At 71.1% G+C, this 15862-nt stretch carries 15 protein-coding genes; 8 read left to right on the forward strand and 7 right to left on the reverse strand.

The window, feature by feature from the left end; genetic code table 11:
* Positions 1–7 precede the first annotated feature (7 nt).
* From FDP22_RS19340 to FDP22_RS19360, 5 genes are read left to right on the forward strand one after another with little or no spacing between them, the layout of a single operon-like run.
* Positions 8–922 carry a branched-chain amino acid ABC transporter permease gene (locus FDP22_RS19340; protein WP_138573529.1) on the forward strand — a complete coding sequence of 305 codons (915 nt, stop codon included), beginning with the start codon at positions 8–10 and terminating at the stop codon, positions 920–922.
* Positions 915–1940, forward strand: coding sequence for a branched-chain amino acid ABC transporter permease (locus tag FDP22_RS19345; RefSeq protein ID WP_138573527.1), 1026 nt, complete (start codon positions 915–917; stop codon positions 1938–1940). Before FDP22_RS19340 ends, FDP22_RS19345 begins: the two co-directional genes overlap by 8 nt.
* Entirely contained in the window at positions 1937–2692 is a 756-nt protein-coding gene (locus FDP22_RS19350) for an ABC transporter ATP-binding protein (protein WP_138573525.1), read from the forward strand. The genes FDP22_RS19345 and FDP22_RS19350 overlap by 4 nt, the downstream gene beginning before the upstream one ends.
* Positions 2692–3393: an ABC transporter ATP-binding protein gene (locus tag FDP22_RS19355; RefSeq protein WP_138573523.1), complete on the forward strand. Its 702-nt coding sequence runs from the start codon at positions 2692–2694 to the stop codon at positions 3391–3393. Before FDP22_RS19350 ends, FDP22_RS19355 begins: the two co-directional genes overlap by 1 nt.
* On the forward strand, positions 3380–4195 hold the full coding sequence (locus tag FDP22_RS19360; RefSeq protein WP_138573521.1) for an aspartate dehydrogenase: 816 nt from the start codon (positions 3380–3382) through the stop codon (positions 4193–4195). The genes FDP22_RS19355 and FDP22_RS19360 overlap by 14 nt, the downstream gene beginning before the upstream one ends.
* A 494-nt stretch (positions 4196–4689) precedes the next feature.
* On the opposite strand, the gene FDP22_RS19365 is transcribed toward FDP22_RS19360, so the two are convergent.
* From FDP22_RS19365 to FDP22_RS19395, 7 genes are all read right to left on the reverse strand, one after another.
* Positions 4690–5514 carry a sulfite exporter TauE/SafE family protein gene (locus tag FDP22_RS19365; RefSeq protein WP_138573519.1) on the reverse strand — a complete coding sequence of 275 codons (825 nt, stop codon included), beginning with the start codon at positions 5512–5514 and terminating at the stop codon, positions 4690–4692.
* A gap of 100 nt (positions 5515–5614) precedes the next feature.
* Positions 5615–7201, reverse strand: a complete 1587-nt coding sequence (locus FDP22_RS19370) for a gamma-glutamyltransferase family protein (RefSeq protein WP_138573517.1) — start codon at positions 7199–7201, stop codon at positions 5615–5617.
* A gap of 22 nt (positions 7202–7223) precedes the next feature.
* Positions 7224–8222 (reverse strand): oligopeptide/dipeptide ABC transporter ATP-binding protein, encoded by a 999-nt coding sequence (locus FDP22_RS19375; RefSeq protein ID WP_138573515.1) that lies wholly within the window; start codon positions 8220–8222, stop codon positions 7224–7226.
* Positions 8219–9184, reverse strand: a complete 966-nt coding sequence (locus FDP22_RS19380) for an ABC transporter ATP-binding protein (protein ID WP_138573513.1) — start codon at positions 9182–9184, stop codon at positions 8219–8221. Before FDP22_RS19380 ends, FDP22_RS19375 begins: the two co-directional genes overlap by 4 nt.
* Positions 9185–9186: 2 nt before the next feature.
* The gene (locus FDP22_RS19385; protein WP_138573511.1) at positions 9187–10065 is read right to left on the reverse strand and encodes an ABC transporter permease; all 879 of its coding nucleotides are present in this window, start codon (positions 10063–10065) and stop codon (positions 9187–9189) included.
* Complete coding sequence (locus FDP22_RS19390; RefSeq protein WP_138573509.1) at positions 10065–11012, reverse strand: ABC transporter permease; 948 nt, start codon at positions 11010–11012, stop codon at positions 10065–10067. The genes FDP22_RS19385 and FDP22_RS19390 overlap by 1 nt, the downstream gene beginning before the upstream one ends.
* Entirely contained in the window at positions 11012–12619 is a 1608-nt protein-coding gene (locus tag FDP22_RS19395; protein WP_138573507.1) for an ABC transporter substrate-binding protein, read from the reverse strand. The genes FDP22_RS19390 and FDP22_RS19395 overlap by 1 nt, the downstream gene beginning before the upstream one ends.
* 252 nt (positions 12620–12871) lie before the next feature.
* On the opposite strand from FDP22_RS19395, the gene FDP22_RS19400 reads away from it, so the two are divergent.
* The 3 genes from FDP22_RS19400 (at position 12872) to FDP22_RS19410 (ending at position 15799) form a co-directional block, all read left to right on the forward strand.
* The gene (locus FDP22_RS19400; RefSeq protein ID WP_239031964.1) at positions 12872–13555 is read left to right on the forward strand and encodes a GntR family transcriptional regulator; all 684 of its coding nucleotides are present in this window, start codon (positions 12872–12874) and stop codon (positions 13553–13555) included.
* A 190-nt stretch (positions 13556–13745) separates the two neighbouring features.
* Positions 13746–14780 carry a LacI family DNA-binding transcriptional regulator gene (locus FDP22_RS19405; protein ID WP_138573505.1) on the forward strand — a complete coding sequence of 345 codons (1035 nt, stop codon included), beginning with the start codon at positions 13746–13748 and terminating at the stop codon, positions 14778–14780.
* On the forward strand, positions 14777–15799 hold the full coding sequence (locus tag FDP22_RS19410) for an ABC transporter substrate-binding protein (RefSeq protein ID WP_430225912.1): 1023 nt from the start codon (positions 14777–14779) through the stop codon (positions 15797–15799). Before FDP22_RS19405 ends, FDP22_RS19410 begins: the two co-directional genes overlap by 4 nt.
* Positions 15800–15862: the final 63 nt, after the last annotated feature.

Raw genomic sequence — 15862 nt, forward strand, 5'->3', positions numbered from 1 at the left:
CCTGCCCATGACCCTCCTGCTCGAGCAACTGCTCAACGGCCTGCAGTTCGGCGTGATGCTGTTCCTGCTCGCCGCCGGGCTCACGCTGATCTTCGGCATCATGGGGGTGATCAACCTGGCCCATGGCTCGCTCTACATGGTGGGGGCCTATGCCGGCACCTGGGTGGCGGCGCAGACCGGCTCGTTCTGGCTCGGCATTCCCGCCGCGCTGGGGGCCGCCGCCCTCACCGGTGTCGCGATCGAGGCGCTGGTGGTGCGCCGCCTCTACGCGCGCGATCACCTCGACCAGGTGCTCGCCACCTTCGCCATCCTGTTGATGGCAAACCAGCTCGTCACCCTGATCTTCGGCCGCCAGCCGCTCTACACCGCCATGCCCGAGGCGCTCTCGGGCTCGGTGGAGCTCTTGCCGGGGCTGTTCTACCCGCCCTACCGGCTGGCGATCATCGCCGTGGGCCTGCTCGTGGCGCTGGGGCTCTGGGCGCTGATCAACCGCACGCGCATCGGCATGCTGGTGCGCGCCGGCTCGACCAACCGCGAGATGGTGCGCGCGCTCGGCGTCGACATCCGCCTGCTCTACACGGTGGTGTTCGGGCTGGGAGCGCTGCTTGCCGGGCTCGCGGGGTTCATGTCGGGCCCGGTGCTGGCGGTGCAGGTGGGCATGGGCGAGCAGATCCTGCTCTCGACCTTCGTGGTGGTGGTGATCGGCGGCGTGGGCTCCATCCGCGGCGCCTTCGTGGCGAGCCTCGGCCTGGGTGTCATCGACACCTGCCTGCGCGCCTACCTGCCCGGCCTGCTGCGCCAGGTGATGGCAGGCCCGGAGGCCGACGCGCTCGGCATCGGCATCTCCTCCATGGGCATCTACCTGCTCATGGCCATCGTCCTTCTCGTGAAGCCCAAGGGACTTTTCGCCGGCAATGGCTGACATCGACCTCACCCACGGCGCAGAGGCGCCCGGCCGCGCGCCGCTGCTATGGGCCTTCGCGGCGCTCGTTGCGCTGGCGGCGCTGCCCACGCTGGCCTCGGCCCTCGGCTACCCGGCGCTCACCTCGCTTGCCACCCGCATCCTGATCTACGGCATCGCGGCGGCCAGCCTGAACTTCATCCTCGGCTACGGCGGGCTGGTGAGCTTCGGCCACGCCGCCTTCTTCGGCATCGGCGGCTACGTGGTGGGCATCCTCTACCAGAATTACTCCGACGAGACGACGTTCCTCGGCCTCGTCCCCGGCACCAACCAGATGCTCATCACCCTTCCCGCCGCGGTGCTGGTGGCGGGCGCCTTCGCGGCCGTCATCGGCGCGCTGTCGCTGCGCACCGGGGGCGTGCAGTTCATCATGATCACGCTGGCCTTCGCGCAGATGCTGTTCTTCCTCTTCGTCTCGCTCAAGGCCTACGGCGGCGATGACGGGCTGATCATCCGCCGGGCCAACGAGCTGCCGGGCCTGAACATGCGCGACAAGGAGGTGGTCTACTACGTCTGCCTCGGCATCGCGGCGCTGTTCTTCGCCGGGCTGGCGCGGCTCATCCGCTCGCCCTTCGGCAACGTGATCAACGGGCTGAGGCAGAACGAGCGGCGCATGGTGGCGCTCGGCGTCGCCCCCTACCGCTACCGGCTGGTGGCCTTCGTGCTCTCGGGCGTGGGGGCGGGGCTCGCGGGCGCGCTGATGGCGAATTTCCTGCGCTTCGTGAGCCCGGACATGATGCACTGGACCAAGTCGGGCGAGCTGCTGATCATGGTGATCCTCGGCGGCGTCGGCACGCTCTTCGGCCCGCTGATCGGGGCGGCGGCCTATCTGGTGCTGGAGACGCTGCTCGCCTCCTGGACCGAGTACTGGCAGCTCGGCCTCGGGCTGGTGCTGCTCTTCGTGGTGATGCGGGCGCGCGGCGGGGTGCGCGCGCTGATCGCAGCGCTCGGCGCCCTGTTCCCCGGGAGGCCGAAATGACCGCTCCGCTCCTGCAGGTGACCGGCCTGGTGAAACGCTTCGGCGGCCTCACCGCCACCGACCACGTGACCCTCGACGTCGTCCCCGGCGAGATCCACGCCCTGATCGGCCCGAACGGCGCCGGCAAGTCCACCCTCATCAACCAGCTCTGCGGCGAGCTTGCGCCCGACGAGGGCCGCATCGCCATCGACGGGGCGGACGTCACCGCCCTCTCCGCCCCCGAGCGCGCCCGCATGGGCCTCGCGCGCACCTTCCAGGTCACCTGCCTGCTCGACGAGGAGACGGTGCTGTGGAACGTGGCCATGGCGCTCGACGTGGGCCGCGGCCATTCCTTCCGCTTCTGGCGCGACATCCGCCGCGACGAGGGGCTGACCGCCGAGGCGCGCCGCGCGCTTGCCGGCACCGGGCTGGAGGGGCGGGCGGGCGTCACGGTCTCCGAGCTCAGCCACGGCGAGCGCAAGCAGCTGGAGCTGGTGACCGCCCTTGCCCAGCAGCCCCGGCTGCTGCTGCTCGACGAGCCGATGGCGGGCCTGGGCCACGTGGAAAGCCAGGCGATGATCGGCATGCTGGCCGGGCTGAAGAGCCGCTGCGGCATGCTGCTGGTCGAGCACGACATGGACGCGGTCTTCGCCCTCGCCGACCGGGTGTCGGTGCTGGTCTACGGCCGCATCATCGCGACCGACCTGCCCGGGGCGATCCGCGAGAACCCGGCGGTGCGCGAGGCCTATCTCGGCGAGGGGGAGGAAGCCTGATGCTCGATGTCTCCAACCTGCAGGCCGCCTACGGCGCGAGCCAGGTGCTCTACGATGTCTCCCTGCGCGTGGGCGAGGGCGAGGTGGTCACCCTGCTCGGGCGCAACGGCATGGGCAAGACCACCACCGTGCGCTCGGTGATGGGGCTGATGACCCCGCTCTCCGGCGAGATCATGCTGGGCGCGCGCCCGGTGGCCGGGGCCACGCCCGAGGCGGTGGCCCGGCTCGGCGTGGGGCTGGTGCCCGAGGGCCGGCAGGTGTTCCCCACGCTCAGCGTGCGCGAAAACCTCGTCGCCACCGCCGCCAACCGGCTGAAGCGCCCCGACCCCTGGACGCTGGAGCGGGTCTATGCCCTCTTCCCCCGGCTGCGCGAGCGTGCGGCCCAGGTGGCCGGCACGCTCTCGGGTGGCGAGCAGCAGATGCTCGCCGTGGGCCGCGCGCTGATGACCAACCCGCGCCTGCTCATCCTCGACGAGGCGACCGAGGGCCTCGCCCCGGTGATCCGCGCCGAGATCTGGGCCTGCATCCGGGCCCTGAAGGCGGAGGGCCAGTCCATCCTGCTCATCGACAAGAACCTCGCGGTGCTCAAGCGCCTCGCCACCCGGCACTACATCATCGAGAAGGGCCGCACAGTGTGGCAGGGCAGCTCGGCCGAGCTGGAGCGCGACGCCGCGGAGGTGCAGCGCTATGTCGGGCTCTGAACGCCACCCGTTCCGCCTGGCCCTCATCGGCTGGGGCGCGATCGGCGCCACCGTGGGGCGGATGCTGGCCGGGCGGCCGGGAGTGCAGCTCGTCGCCGTGGCGGTGAGCGATGCCGCGCGCCCGCGCGCCGGCCTGCCCGAGGGCACGCTGCTGATCGACCGGCCGGAGGCGCTCGCCGCCCTCTCCCTCGACATGGTGATCGAGGCGGCCGGGCGGCCTTCCGTGGCACATTGGGCCAGGGCTGCGCTGCTCGCGGCCCCGGCCTTCGCCGTCTCCTCCACCTCCGCCTTCGTGGACGACGCCTTCCTCGCCGACCTGCTGGCGCGGGCAGAAGCCGCCGGCGCACAGATCATCGTGCCGCCCGGCGCGCTCGGCGGCATGGACGCGCTCGGCGCCGCGGCGCTTATGGGGCTGGAGCGGGTGGAGCATTTCGTCACCAAGCCCGCACTGGCCTGGGCCGGAACACCGGCGGAGCAGGCCTGCGACCTCGCCGCCCTCACCGGGCCGCTGGAGGTGTTCCGCGGCAGCGCGCGGGCGGCCGCCGATGCCTATCCGAAGAACGCCAACGTGGCGGTGATCTCCTCGCTCGCGGGCCTCGGGCTGGACCGCACCGAGGTGGTGATGGTGGCTGACCCCGCCGCCACGCTCAACAGCCACCGCATCGTGGCCTCCGGCGCCTTCGGGCGCATGGACATGACCTTCGAGAACGCCCCCCTGCCCGACAACCCCAAGTCCTCCGCCATGACAGCGCTGAACCTGGTGCGGATGGTGGAGAACCGGGTGGCGGTGCTGGCGGTGTGAGGGGGCACCCCGAGGGCCCCGGGGCCTGAGCGGCTCTGCCGGGGCTTCCCTGCGCCACAGAGGGCCGGCGCCTGTCCGCGGGTGGGCGCTGCCCGGCCTGTGCCGCGCGGTTCATGGTGACGTTTCTGCCGAGCTCCGGCCTGGGCGCCTGTGTCGACGAAGCGCCCGCCCTTGGGGGCGGACGGGCGCTGGCCCGGCGGCGCTGCGCGCCTTGTTCCGGGCCGGGTGCCTCGTTCGGGTCAGGTCTGGTCAGGCCATCGGCCCGGCATACGCTTCGGGACACTGGCGCTCCGGCGGCGCGGCATCCCTTCCACCGGCCCTTGCCAGTGCGATGACCGCGGAGCAGAGGGCTCCTCGCGGTTCATGGTGACGTTGCTGCCGAGTTCCGGCGGGCGCCTGTGTCGACGAAGCGCCCGCCCGGGGGCGGACGGGCGCTGGCCCGGCGGCACTGCGTGCCTTGTTCCGGGCCGGGTGCCTTGCCGTCGGCGCTGGCTTCAGGCGCCGAGCGCCTTCACCAGCATGTTCACCGCCATCAGGAAGATGAACACCGCGAAGATGCGCTTCAGCGGCTTCGCCGGCAGCGCATGGGCCAGCCGCACGCCGATGGGGGCGGAGATCAGCGTCATCGCCACCACGATCACGAAAGCGGGGATGTTCACGTAGCCCACGGTGAAGGGCGGCTTGTCCGGGATGCCCCAGCCGGTGAGCAGGAAGCCGATGAAGGAGGGCACCGCGATCAGCACGCCGAAGCCCGCGGCTGTGGCCACCGCCCTGTGGATGGGCTGGTTGTAGAGCGTCATCAGCGGCACCCCGAAGGAGCCGCCGCCGATGCCCATCAGCACCGAGAGGAAGCCCATCACCGGGCTGGCGACGGACCGCCCCAGCAGGCCGGGCATCTGCTGCCCCAGCCGCCAGTGCGCCCGCCCCAGCGCCATGTACACCCCCACGATGCAGCCCAGCACGCCGAAGACCAGCATCAGCATGTGCGACTTCAGCCCGGCCGCGATCACCACCCCCAGCGCGGAGCCGATCACGATGCCCGGCGCCCACTGCCGCAGGATGGTGAAATCCACCGCGCCGCGCTTGTGATGGCTGAGCACCGAGCGGATCGAGGTGAACACGATGGTTCCCAGAGACGTGGCCACGCAGATTTGCATGAGCTGGTCCGGCTGGTGGCCGAGGCTGGAGAACACCCAGTAGAACACCGGGACGAGAACGATCCCTCCGCCCACGCCCAGCAGGCCCGCCACGATGCCGGCCAGGAAGCCGACGGCGAGCAGGACCCCGAGCAGCGGGAGAAGAACAGAAACTTCGGGCACGTCGGCCACTCCGTGATTGGTCAGGATGATCCGGGTCGAATGGTGCCTGCTCCATGCCAAGTCCGGGCGGGAATGTCCACCGGAGCAGGCACCGCGGCGCTCAGAACCCGAGCGCCGAGCCGTCCTTTCTGGGGTCCGAGCCCCCGCGCAGGCTCCCGGCCGCCGCATCGGCGAAAATGGCCTGCGAGCCGCCGATCGGCGCGCTCGCGATGCGGATCTCGTGGCCGCGCGCGGCAAGCTCGGCGCGCACCTCCTCCGGCACGCCCGGCTCCACCTCCAGCACGCCGCCGAAGGCGAAGTGGCGCGGCGCGTCCATCGCCGGCTGCAGGTCCATCCCGAGATCGATCACCCCGGAGAGGAAGGCCGCGTGCCCGGCCGCCTGGTAATGGCCGCCCATCACGCCGAAGGGCATGACGGCGCCCGCGACGCGCAGCAGGCCGGGGATGATGGTGTGCATGGGCCGCTTGCGCGGGCCGATGGCGTTCGGGTGCCCCTCCTCCAGCCGGAACGAGGCGCCGCGGCTGTGGAACAGCACGCCGGTGCCCGGGTCCAGCCGGGTGGAGCCGAAGCCGTGGAAGATGGAGTTGATGAAGGAGAGCGCGTTGCCCTGCCCGTCCACCACGCACAGGTAGATGGTGTCGCGGTGCTCCGGCTCGTCCCAGAGCGCGGGCGCCCCGGCGCGTGACATGTCGATGCGCGCGCGCAGGGCGGACACCACCTCCTCGGAGAGCAGCGTCTCGGTGAGGCCCGGGCAGGAGGCCGGGTCGCCCAGCAGGGCGTCGCGGTGGTGATAGGCGAGCTTGGTGGCCTCGGCGTGCAGGTGGATGCGATCGGCCAGCGACACGTCCGGGCCGAGGTCGAACCCCTCCAGGATGCGCAGGATCAGCAGCGCGGCCAGGCCCTGCCCGTTCGGCGGACACTCGAACACCTCACGCCCGCGGTAGCTGGCGGAGATCGGCGCGACGTATTCCGCGCCCGCGGTGGCCTCGGCGAAATCCGCCTCGGTGTGCAGCCCGCCGAGGCTGCGCAGATGCGCGGCCATGCTGGCGCCCGTCTCGCCCTCGTAGAATCCGGCGGCGCCCTTCTGCGCGATCTCGCGCAGGCGCGCGCCGAGCAGGGGCTGGGACATCCGCTGGCCGGCCACGGGCGCCACGCCCCCGGGCAGGAAGACGGCGGCGGCATGCGGGTCCGCGCCGATCAGCTTCGCCGCGCCCGCCCAGTCCTGCGCCACGCGCGGGGTGACGGGGAAGCCGTCCTCGGCGTAGGAGATCGCCCGGGCGAAGACGCGGGCGAGCGGCAGCAGCCCGTAATCGCCATGCAGCCGGCACCAGGCCGAGACGGCGCCGGGCACGGTGACGGCATGCGGGCTGGTCTGCGGGATCTCGCCCTCCAGCCCCGCCGCCTTCAGCGCCGCCACGCTGGCGGCCGCCGGCGCGCGGCCCGAGCCGTTCAGCGCCACCGGCGCGCCGTCCCTGGGCGCGAGGATGGCGAAACAGTCGCCGCCCATGCCGGTCATCAGCGGGTCGACCACGCTCTGCACCGCCACTGCGGCAATGGCGGCATCCACCGCGTGCCCGCCGGCGGCGAGCATCTCGAGCCCGGCCGCCGTGGCCAGCGGGTGCGAGGTGGCGATCATCGCGTCGCGCGCCAGGGTGGTGGGGCGGGCGGTGGAGAAGAAGTCGTGCATTCGAAAGGTCCTTCTGACGCGGTCAGGCGCCGGTGGCGAGAGGGTGGAGGCAGGCGGCCGCCCGCCCCGGTGAAAGCGTGGTGAGGGCGGGGTCATCCACCCGGCAGTCGGCGGCGGCGCGCGGGCAGCGCGAGGCAAAGCGGCAGCCCGGCGGCAGGTCCACCGGGCTGGGGATCTCGCCGGGCAGCGGCTCGGCGATGGGGGCGAAGAACTGCGGCGAGGCCGCGCGCAGCGCCGCCGTGTAGGGGTGCGCGGGGGCGGCGAGCACGGCATTCGTCGGCCCCGCCTCCACGATTCGTCCGAGATACATGATGGCGATGCGCTCGCACAGGTAGCTCGCCACCCCGAGGTCATGCGTGATGAAGAGCAGGGTGAGCCCCATGCTCTCCTTCAGCTCGGCGAGCAGGTTCAGAAGCTGCGCCTGGGTGGAGACGTCGAGGCCGGAGACCGCCTCATCGGCCACCAGCACGCTCGGCTCCGCCGCCAGCGCCCGGGCGATGGCGACGCGGCGCACCTGCCCGCCGGAGAGCGCGGCGGGGTAGCGCGCCGCCACGTCCCCCGGCAGGCCGACGCGCGCGAGCAGCGCCGCCACCCGCGCCGGGATCTCCGCCGCCGCGCACAGGCCGAAATGGCGCAGCGGCTCGGCCACCAGCTCCGCCACCGCCATGCGCGGGTTCAGCGAGCCGCGGGCATCCTGGTAGATCATCGCCACGTCGCGGGTGAAGCCGTCACCGGAGGCGGCACGCGCCTCCGCGATGGGCCGGCCGCGGTAGAAGGCCTGGCCGTTCGTGGGCCGCGTGAGCCCGAGCAGCACCCGCAGCAGGGTGGACTTGCCCGAGCCGCTCTCGCCCACCAGCGCGGTGGAGGAGCCGGGCGCCACGCGCAGCCGCACCCCGTCGAGCGCGGCGAGCCCCTTCTTCTCGCGCCGCAGGAAGCCGGCGGGGCGGGTGACCTGGTAGACCTTCTCGACATCGAGAAGCTCGAACACCGGGGCGGGGAGCTGATGCACCGGGCCGCTCATTCGGGGTTCCAGCAGGCCAGCGCCCGCCCCTCCGCGACGACGAGCGGCGGTTTCTCCCCCGCGCAGCGCGGCAGGGCACGCGGGCAGCGCGAGGCGAAGCGGCAGCCCTCGGGCATCTCCTCCCAGCCCGGAACGCCGCCGGCGGGCGGGTCCAGCCGGCCGGCGCCGATCTCCAGCACGCAGGACTTCAGCAGCCGGGTGTAGGGGTGGCGCGGGGTGGTGAGCACCTCCGCGCTCGCCCCCGCCTCCATCACCTGCCCGGCGTAGAGCACCACGATCCTGTCGCAGGACTGGCTGGCGAGCGCGAGGTCATGCAGCACGAAGATGCAGCTTGCCCCGCGCGCCCGGGTCTGGTCGAGGATCAGCCGCACGATCTGCGCCTGGATGGTGACATCGAGGGCGGAGGTGGGCTCGTCGGCAAACAGCAGGTCCGGGTTGCAGGCCAGCGCGATCGCCACCATCACCCGCTGCTGCATGCCGCCCGAGAGCTGGTGCGGATAGGCCGAGAGGCGGGCGGCGGAATCGTTGATGCCCACGCTGTCGAGCAGTTCCACCGCCCGGGCGCGCGCCGCCGCCCGGCCCATCCCGAGCTTGCGCCGCAGCACGGAGGTGAGCTGGCTGCCCACGGTGAAGCAGGGGTTGAGTGCGGCGCCCGCGTCCTGGAACACCATGGCGAGGCGGCCGCCGCGCAGCCCGCTCCAGCCCCGCTCCTTCAGCGCGAGGAGATCGCCCTCGCCCGCCAGCTCGGCGCGGCCCTCGATGCGCGCCTCCGAGGGGCGCAGCAGGCCCATCAGCGCCACGGCGATGGTGGATTTTCCGGCGCCGCTCTCGCCCACCAGCGCCAGCGTCTCGCCGCGGCCCAGGGTGAGGTCCACGCCGTCGAGGATGCGCCGCGCGCCGCGGTGCAGGGTCAGGCCACGCACGGTCAGCAGCGGCTCGGGCGCGGGGGTGTGGATGTCCATGCTCACGCTCCGTCACGCAGTTTGGGGTCGAATTCCTCGCGGATGCCGTCACCCACCAGCGACAGCGCGATGAGCAGGATGGCGAGGGCGGCGCCGGGCATGCCCGACATCCAGGCCGCGAAGCTCACGAAGCCGCGGCCCTCGGCGATCATCAGCCCCCAGTCCGGCGTGGGCGGGGTGACACCGATGCCGAGGAAGGACAGCGAGGAGGAGACGAGGATCGCCTCGGAGATGCGGATGGTCACCTGCACGGCGAGCGGGTAGACCACGTTGGGCAGGATGTGGCGCCAGATGATGCGCAGCCGCGCCACGCCCATCAGCCCCGCCGCCTCCACGAAGAGCTGCACGCGCACCTGCATCACGTCGGCGCGCACGGTGCGCGCGAAGGGGCCGATCATCGCGATGCCCACGGCGATGATCACCTTGTCCACCCCCTGGCCGAGGATGGCGATGAAGGCCACGGCCATGATGAGCGAGGGCATGGCGAGGATGGAATCGATGAGCCGCATCAGCAGCCATTCCACCAGCCCGTCCGAGAGCCCGGCCGCAAGCCCGATCACCAGCCCGCCGAACGCGCCGATGGCCACGGAGATGAGGCCGATGGAAAGCGCGTAGCGCGCGCCGAAGATGATGCGGCTCAGGATGTCCTGGCCGTAGCTGTCCGTGCCCAGCCAGTGCGCGGCGGAGGGGGCGGTCATCATCCAGTCGATATCCTGGAAGGTGGGGTCGTAGGGCGCCACGAAGGGCGCGAAGATGGCGGCCAGCGCGAAGGCGAGCGCCACCGCGAGGCCGAGGGTGAAGAACGGCCGGCGGCGCAGCATGGAGGCGCGCCGGCGCGGCGCCCGGCGGGCGGGCACGGGAGCGGTTGCGGTGTCGGTCATCAGCGCGGCCTCAGGCGGGGGTCGAGGAAGGGATAGGCGAGGTCGACCGCGAGGTTGACCAGCACGAAGAGCGTGGCGGTCATCACCACGCCCGCCTGCACCACGCCGTATTCGCGCCCCAGCACCGCGGAGGTGATCATCTGCCCCGCCCCGGGCAGGGAGAACACCGTCTCGGTGAGCACCGCGCCCTGCAGCAGCGTGCCGAGCTGCAGCCCGATGATGGTGACAAGCGGCATGGCGATGTTGCGCAGCCCGTGCACCCAGACCACGCGCCAGCCCGGCTCGCCGCGCGCCCGGGCGGCGGCGATGTAGGGCTGGGCCAGCACCTCCACCAGCGTGGCGCGCGTGAGGCGCACGATCATGGCGATGAAATAGGTGGAGAGCGTGATCGCCGGCAGGATCATGTGATAGAGCCCGCCCCAGAAATCATGCCAGGGGGGCACGAAGCCCATCACCGGGAACAGGCCGAACTTCACGCCGAAGATCCAGATCAGCAGGATGCCGAGGAAGAAGGAGGGGAAGGCCGTGCCGGTGAGCGCGAAGACCGCCGCGCCCGCGTCCCAGGCCGTGTCCTTCTTCACCGCGGAGAGCACGCCCAGCGGCACGCCCAGCACGATCGCAAGCCCCAGCGAGAAGGCCGCGAGCGTGAGGGTGACCGGCAGCGCCTCCACGAAGGCATAGGTGAAGATGTCGGCGCGCGCGATGTAGGAGGTGCCCCAGTCCCCGGTGACGAAATTCCCCAGCCAGTCGAGGTATTGCGTCACCAGGGGCTGGTCGAGCCCGAGCTTGTGGACGAGGGCTGCATGGGCCTCGACGGAGTATTCGCTGCCCAGCATGATCTCCACCGGGTCGCCCGGCGCCAGCTTCAGCAGGCTGAAGCTGGCAACCGAAACGATGAACAGCACGAACATCGTCTGCAGGACCTTCCTGAAGGCCATCAGAAGCATCAGCCGAGACTTAGCGTGTGCAGGTTGAACAGGTCGGCCGGGATGTACTGGAAGCCCTGCACCTTGGTGGAGAGCACCTTGTAGACCGGCATGTGCGCCATCATCGCGATGGGCGCCTCATCCATCAGGATGTCCTCCGCCTTGTGGTAGAGCCCGGCGCGCGTGGGCGTGTCCAGAACCACCTGGGCCTGGGTGCAGAGATCGTCGAACTCGGGCGAGGACCAGCCGGGGAAGTTCCAGGCCCCGCCGGACTTGAACTCCGGGAACAGCGTCTCGTCCGGGTCGAGGTCGGCCACCCATTCGAAGTCGAACAGGTCGAAGTCGCCGGCGTTGCGGCGCTGCACCCAGGTTGCGGGCTCGATCAGCTCCAGCTTCGCCTTGATGCCGATCTTGGCCAGCATCGGCGCCACGGTCTGGGCGATGCGGGTGCCCACCGGGCCACGCTCGGACATCATGTAGACCGCCTCGATCTCGCCCTGGTTCGCCGCCTTGGCGCGGAATTCCTTCGCCTTGTCGAGGTCGAACCACTGGCCGCGGCCGGAGGTGGCGATCTCGGGGTCGTAGAAGCCGGTCATCGGCGGGGAGATCGGGGTGAAGGCCTGGATGGCGCGGCCGAAATAGGCCTGCTTGAGCAGGGTCTCGCGGTCCAGCGCCCAGGCCACGGCGCGGCGCAGGTTGATGTCGTCGAAGGGCGCCTTGCGGGTGTTCATGCCCACGAAGGTGTAGTTGCCCTCGATCTCGCCGTAGAGCGTGGCGCCGGGGAAGGCGTCGACCTGGGAGACAAGCTGCATCGGGCAGTCGGTCATGCCGTCCACCTGCCCCGCCATCAGCGCGGCCACGGCGGAGGAGGGTTCCTTCATCAGCTTCCAGGTGGCGCCGTCGAGCTTCGGCAGGCCCTCCTCGAAGTAGTCGGGGTTCTTCTCCAGCTCGATGGCGTCGTTCTCGCGCCAGGAGACGAACTTGAACGGCCCGGTGCCCACCGGGTTGCGCCCGTAGTCGGCGCCGTATTTCTGCACGGCGGCCGGGCTCACGATGGTGCCCGCGCGGCCCGTGGAGCCGTTCAGCGCCACCGGCAGGAAGGCGTAGGGCGTGGAGAAGGTGAGCTTGATGGTGAGCGGGTCCGGGATCTCGATGGTCTCGAGCAGCGAGAGCTTCCAGGCGTGCGGCGAGGCCGGCTCGCCCTCCTTCACCCGCAGCAGCGAGAATTTCACCGCTTCCGCGTCGCAGGGCGTGCCGTCGTGGAAGGTCACCCCCTCGCGCAGCTTGAAGACGTGGGTCACGTCGTCCAGCAGCTCCCAGCTCTCGGCGAGATCGGGCTCGAAGGTGACCGCCTTGCCGTCATAGACGATCTTCAGCAACCCGTTGTGGATGTTGTTGATCACCTGGATGGCGGCCAGGAAGCCGGTGAAATGCGGGTCCAGCGTGTCGATGTGGTTGAGCGCGGCGATGGTGATGTGCCCGCCCGACTGTGCGGAGGCGCGGCGCGGCACCAGCCCGGAAGCGGCGGTTGTCACCAGCCCCGCTCCCATGCCCTTGAGCACCGCGCGCCGGCCCAGGCCGGCAGCTATACGGGCGGCAAGGATCTTCTTGTGATCGATCTTGTCCATGTCAGTACCTCTCCTGTCGACATTTCCGTCTCCTCCCGGGAGTTGGTTCCGGCGGATTGGTCCGCTCTGGGAACAATGTCCGGCACCCTTGCACAGGCACGGATCGGCCTTTGCGCGGCCTCCCCGCCCTTGTAAGGAACGGCTCGGACCAGGCATGAAGACCGACCGCGACCCATAAAACCGGGCACCGCTGTTGATTTCATGACGACAGATTGCGCAGATATGTATACATAAGCAACCAGAAATATACGCATGAGCCCGATGAGTACGAAACCGACAGTCCGGACCGCCGAGGTCATCTACGCCGAGCTGGTGCGCCGCATCGTGGAGGGCGTCCTGCTGCCCGGCGATGCGCTGAACGAGCTGCCGCTGGCGGAGGAATTCGGTGTGTCGCGCACGCCGGTGCGCGAGGCGCTGCAGCACCTGAGCATCGCCGGGCTGGCGGAGCGCGGGCCGCGGCGTGCCTTCATCGTGCGGCGCACCGACCTGCCGATGCTGGAGGACCTGTTCGAGGCGCTGGGGGAGATGGAGGCGCTCTGCGCCCGGCTTGCGGCCCTGCGGATGACGGCGATGGAGCGCCACAAGCTCTCGGCCACGGTGCAGGAGGCCGACGCGGCGGCCCGCGCCGGCGAGGCCCTGGCCTATTCGGAACTGAACGCGCGCTTCCACGCCGATATCTGCGCCGGGGCGCATAACCGCGCGCTGGACGCCGCCACCCAGGTCCTGCGCGTGCGCACCCTGCCCTGGCGCGAGGCGCAGTTCCGCGCCGCCGCCGCCCGGCTGGAGAGCAGCCAGACCGAGCATCGCGGCATCCTGCGCGCCATCCTGGCGGAGGACGGCGAAGCCGCGCACCGCGCGATGCGCGATCACATTGCCGCCTCCATGCTGGTGGTCGCCGGCATCGTGGCCGAGCGGGCGCGCGAGGCGGTGGACTGAGGCGCCCGCCCCGCGGCGCCGCAATGCCCCCCGTGCGGGGCCCCGTCGTCTCTCCCCGCCGCCCTTCCCGCCGAGGATCCGTCGCCTTTGTCGCAGGCCGCCTGCCCGGTGCCGGCCCGGCCCGCGCTTGACAATCGTCGCCACGCCCGGCATTCCCGGCTTAATCGTTTAACCTAGCTGCGACAGGCCGATGACCGTCCGAACCCGTGCCAGCCTCAAGGATATCGCAGCCGAGATCGGCGTGTCGGTCGCCACCGTGTCCAATGCGATGTCCGGCAAGGGGCGGGTGTCCGAGGAACTCGGCGAGCGGATCCGCGCCACGGCGCTGGCGCGGGGCTACGTGCCCAGCCTCAGCGGGCGGGCGCTGCGCACGGGGCGCAGCGGCGTGCTGGGGCTGGTGCTGGCGGATATCGCCAACCCGCTCTTTCCGCAGATCGCCCAGGCGGTGGAGGCCGCGGCCAGTGCCTCCGGCTACGGTGTGCTGATCGCGGATTCGCGCGGCGATGTCACGGAGCAGACCCAGGCCATCCGCCGGCTCATGGAGCGCGGGGCGGACGGGCTGATCGTGGTGCCCCGCCGCGGCACCCGGGTGGGGGAGATCGGCCTGCCCGTCGCGGTGATCGACACGCCGTCGACCCCGGGCAACACCGTCTCCGCCGACCACTGGGGCGGCGGGCAGCAGGTGATCGGCCACCTGGCGGGGCTGGGGCACCGGCAGTTCGTGCTCATCGGCGGCAGCGCGGCCTCCAACGTGCAGAACGACCGCATCGCCGGCATGCGCTCCGCCCTGCCCGCCGGCGCGCGCCACGCGGTGATCTGGGCGGAGCCGGCGGGCGCGCCGCCGCAGCGGAGCGCGCCGCTGGGCCTGGCCGCGCGTGCGGCGGAGGGGGCCACCGCCTTCGCCGCCGTGAGCGACCTGCTCGCGCTGCGCGCCCTCACCGAGCTGCAGAGCGCCGGGCTGGGCGTGCCGGAGGATGTCTCCGTCACCGGTTTCGACGATCTGGTCTGGGCCGGGGTGGTGACACCGGGCCTGACCACGCTGCAGATGGACATGGCCACCATCGCCCGCCACGCTGTGGCCGAGCTGCTGCGCCTCATCGAGCGCCCGGAGTCCGCGTCCGACCTGCCGCGAAGCGGCGTGCCCATGCGCCTCATCGTGCGCCAATCCGCCGGGGTCGTACGCCCGGCCAGAACCCGACCAACAGAAGGAGCAAACCCGACATGATCCGTTCCACCCTGCTCGCCGCCACGGCGCTGGCCTGCGGCACGCTCGCCGCCCAGGCCCAGGACCGCACGCTCACCATCTCCGTCTACGGCTTCGCCCAGGACGAATTCTCCGAGATCCTCTACAAGCCCTTCGAGGAGAAATGCGGCTGCGAGCTGGTCGTGGAGACCGGCAACAGCGTCGAGCGCCTCGCGAAGATGGAGGCCAACAAGGAGGCCCCGGTCATCGACATGGCCGTGCTCTCCACCCATGACGCGCTGGCCGCGAATCGCGCCGGGCTGATCGACACCATCGACACCGCGAAGCTCGCCAATTTCGACAAGCTCTACGACATCGCCAAGGACCCGCTGGGCGACGGCACGGCCGTGGGCTACACCTTCTACGCCACCTCCATCGTCTACCGCTCCGACAAGGTGACGGTGGACAGCTGGGCGGACCTCTTCTCCGACGAGTTGAAGGGCCAGGTGGCCTTCCCGAACGTCACCACCAACCAGGGCCCCCCGGCGCTGTGGATGGTCGGCAAGGCGATGGGCGAGAGCGACCCCACCCTCGCAGGCGCCATCTCGGAGGTGGGCGAGAAGCGCGACGACGTGGTGACCTTCTACGTGCGCTCCTCCCAGCTCGTGCAGCTCATGCAGCAGGAGGAGATCTGGGCCGCACCCATCGGCCGCTTTGCCTGGAAGGGCTTCGCCGACATGGACCTGCCCATCGCCTGGGCCACGCCCAAGGAAGGTCAGACCGGCGGCATGAACGTGATGGTCGTCACCAAGGGCTCGCAGAACCGCGACCTCGCGCTGGAGTTCATGGACTATTGGCTCTCCACCCCGATCCAGACCGCTCTGGCCGAGGGGCTGGTGGACAGCCCGGCCAATGCGGAGGTCGAGGTCTCGGACGACGTGGCCGACAACCTCACCTACGGCGCCGAGACGGTCGCCAGCCTCGATCTGATCCCCGCCGATGTCTGGCTCGACAACCGCGAGGGCTGGCTCTCCGAGTGGAACGCGAAGGTCGGCCAGTAACCCACTGCCCTGAAACAAAACGCGCGCCCCACACGAGGGGGCGCGCCGCCCCAAGCGCGGGAG

The sequence above is a fragment of the Paroceanicella profunda genome, assembly GCF_005887635.2.
In the GTDB taxonomy this organism is placed as follows: Bacteria; Pseudomonadota; Alphaproteobacteria; order Rhodobacterales; family Rhodobacteraceae; genus Paroceanicella; species Paroceanicella profunda.

Coding starts and splice junctions, on each gene's coding strand:
- FDP22_RS19395 (WP_138573507.1), bottom strand. CDS start 12,619: ATGGACAAGATCGATCACAAGAAGATCCTTGCCGCCCGTATAGCTGCC.
- FDP22_RS19350 (WP_138573525.1), top strand. CDS start 1,937: ATGACCGCTCCGCTCCTGCAGGTGACCGGCCTGGTGAAACGCTTCGGC.
- FDP22_RS19340 (WP_138573529.1), top strand. CDS start 8: ATGACCCTCCTGCTCGAGCAACTGCTCAACGGCCTGCAGTTCGGCGTG.
- FDP22_RS19380 (WP_138573513.1), bottom strand. CDS start 9,184: ATGGACATCCACACCCCCGCGCCCGAGCCGCTGCTGACCGTGCGTGGC.
- FDP22_RS19410 (WP_430225912.1), top strand. CDS start 14,777: ATGATCCGTTCCACCCTGCTCGCCGCCACGGCGCTGGCCTGCGGCACG.
- FDP22_RS19375 (WP_138573515.1), bottom strand. CDS start 8,222: ATGAGCGGCCCGGTGCATCAGCTCCCCGCCCCGGTGTTCGAGCTTCTC.
- FDP22_RS19390 (WP_138573509.1), bottom strand. CDS start 11,012: ATGCTTCTGATGGCCTTCAGGAAGGTCCTGCAGACGATGTTCGTGCTG.
- FDP22_RS19405 (WP_138573505.1), top strand. CDS start 13,746: ATGACCGTCCGAACCCGTGCCAGCCTCAAGGATATCGCAGCCGAGATC.
- FDP22_RS19370 (WP_138573517.1), bottom strand. CDS start 7,201: ATGCACGACTTCTTCTCCACCGCCCGCCCCACCACCCTGGCGCGCGAC.
- FDP22_RS19400 (WP_239031964.1), top strand. CDS start 12,872: ATGAGCCCGATGAGTACGAAACCGACAGTCCGGACCGCCGAGGTCATC.
- FDP22_RS19385 (WP_138573511.1), bottom strand. CDS start 10,065: ATGACCGACACCGCAACCGCTCCCGTGCCCGCCCGCCGGGCGCCGCGC.
- FDP22_RS19360 (WP_138573521.1), top strand. CDS start 3,380: ATGTCGGGCTCTGAACGCCACCCGTTCCGCCTGGCCCTCATCGGCTGG.
- FDP22_RS19355 (WP_138573523.1), top strand. CDS start 2,692: ATGCTCGATGTCTCCAACCTGCAGGCCGCCTACGGCGCGAGCCAGGTG.
- FDP22_RS19345 (WP_138573527.1), top strand. CDS start 915: ATGGCTGACATCGACCTCACCCACGGCGCAGAGGCGCCCGGCCGCGCG.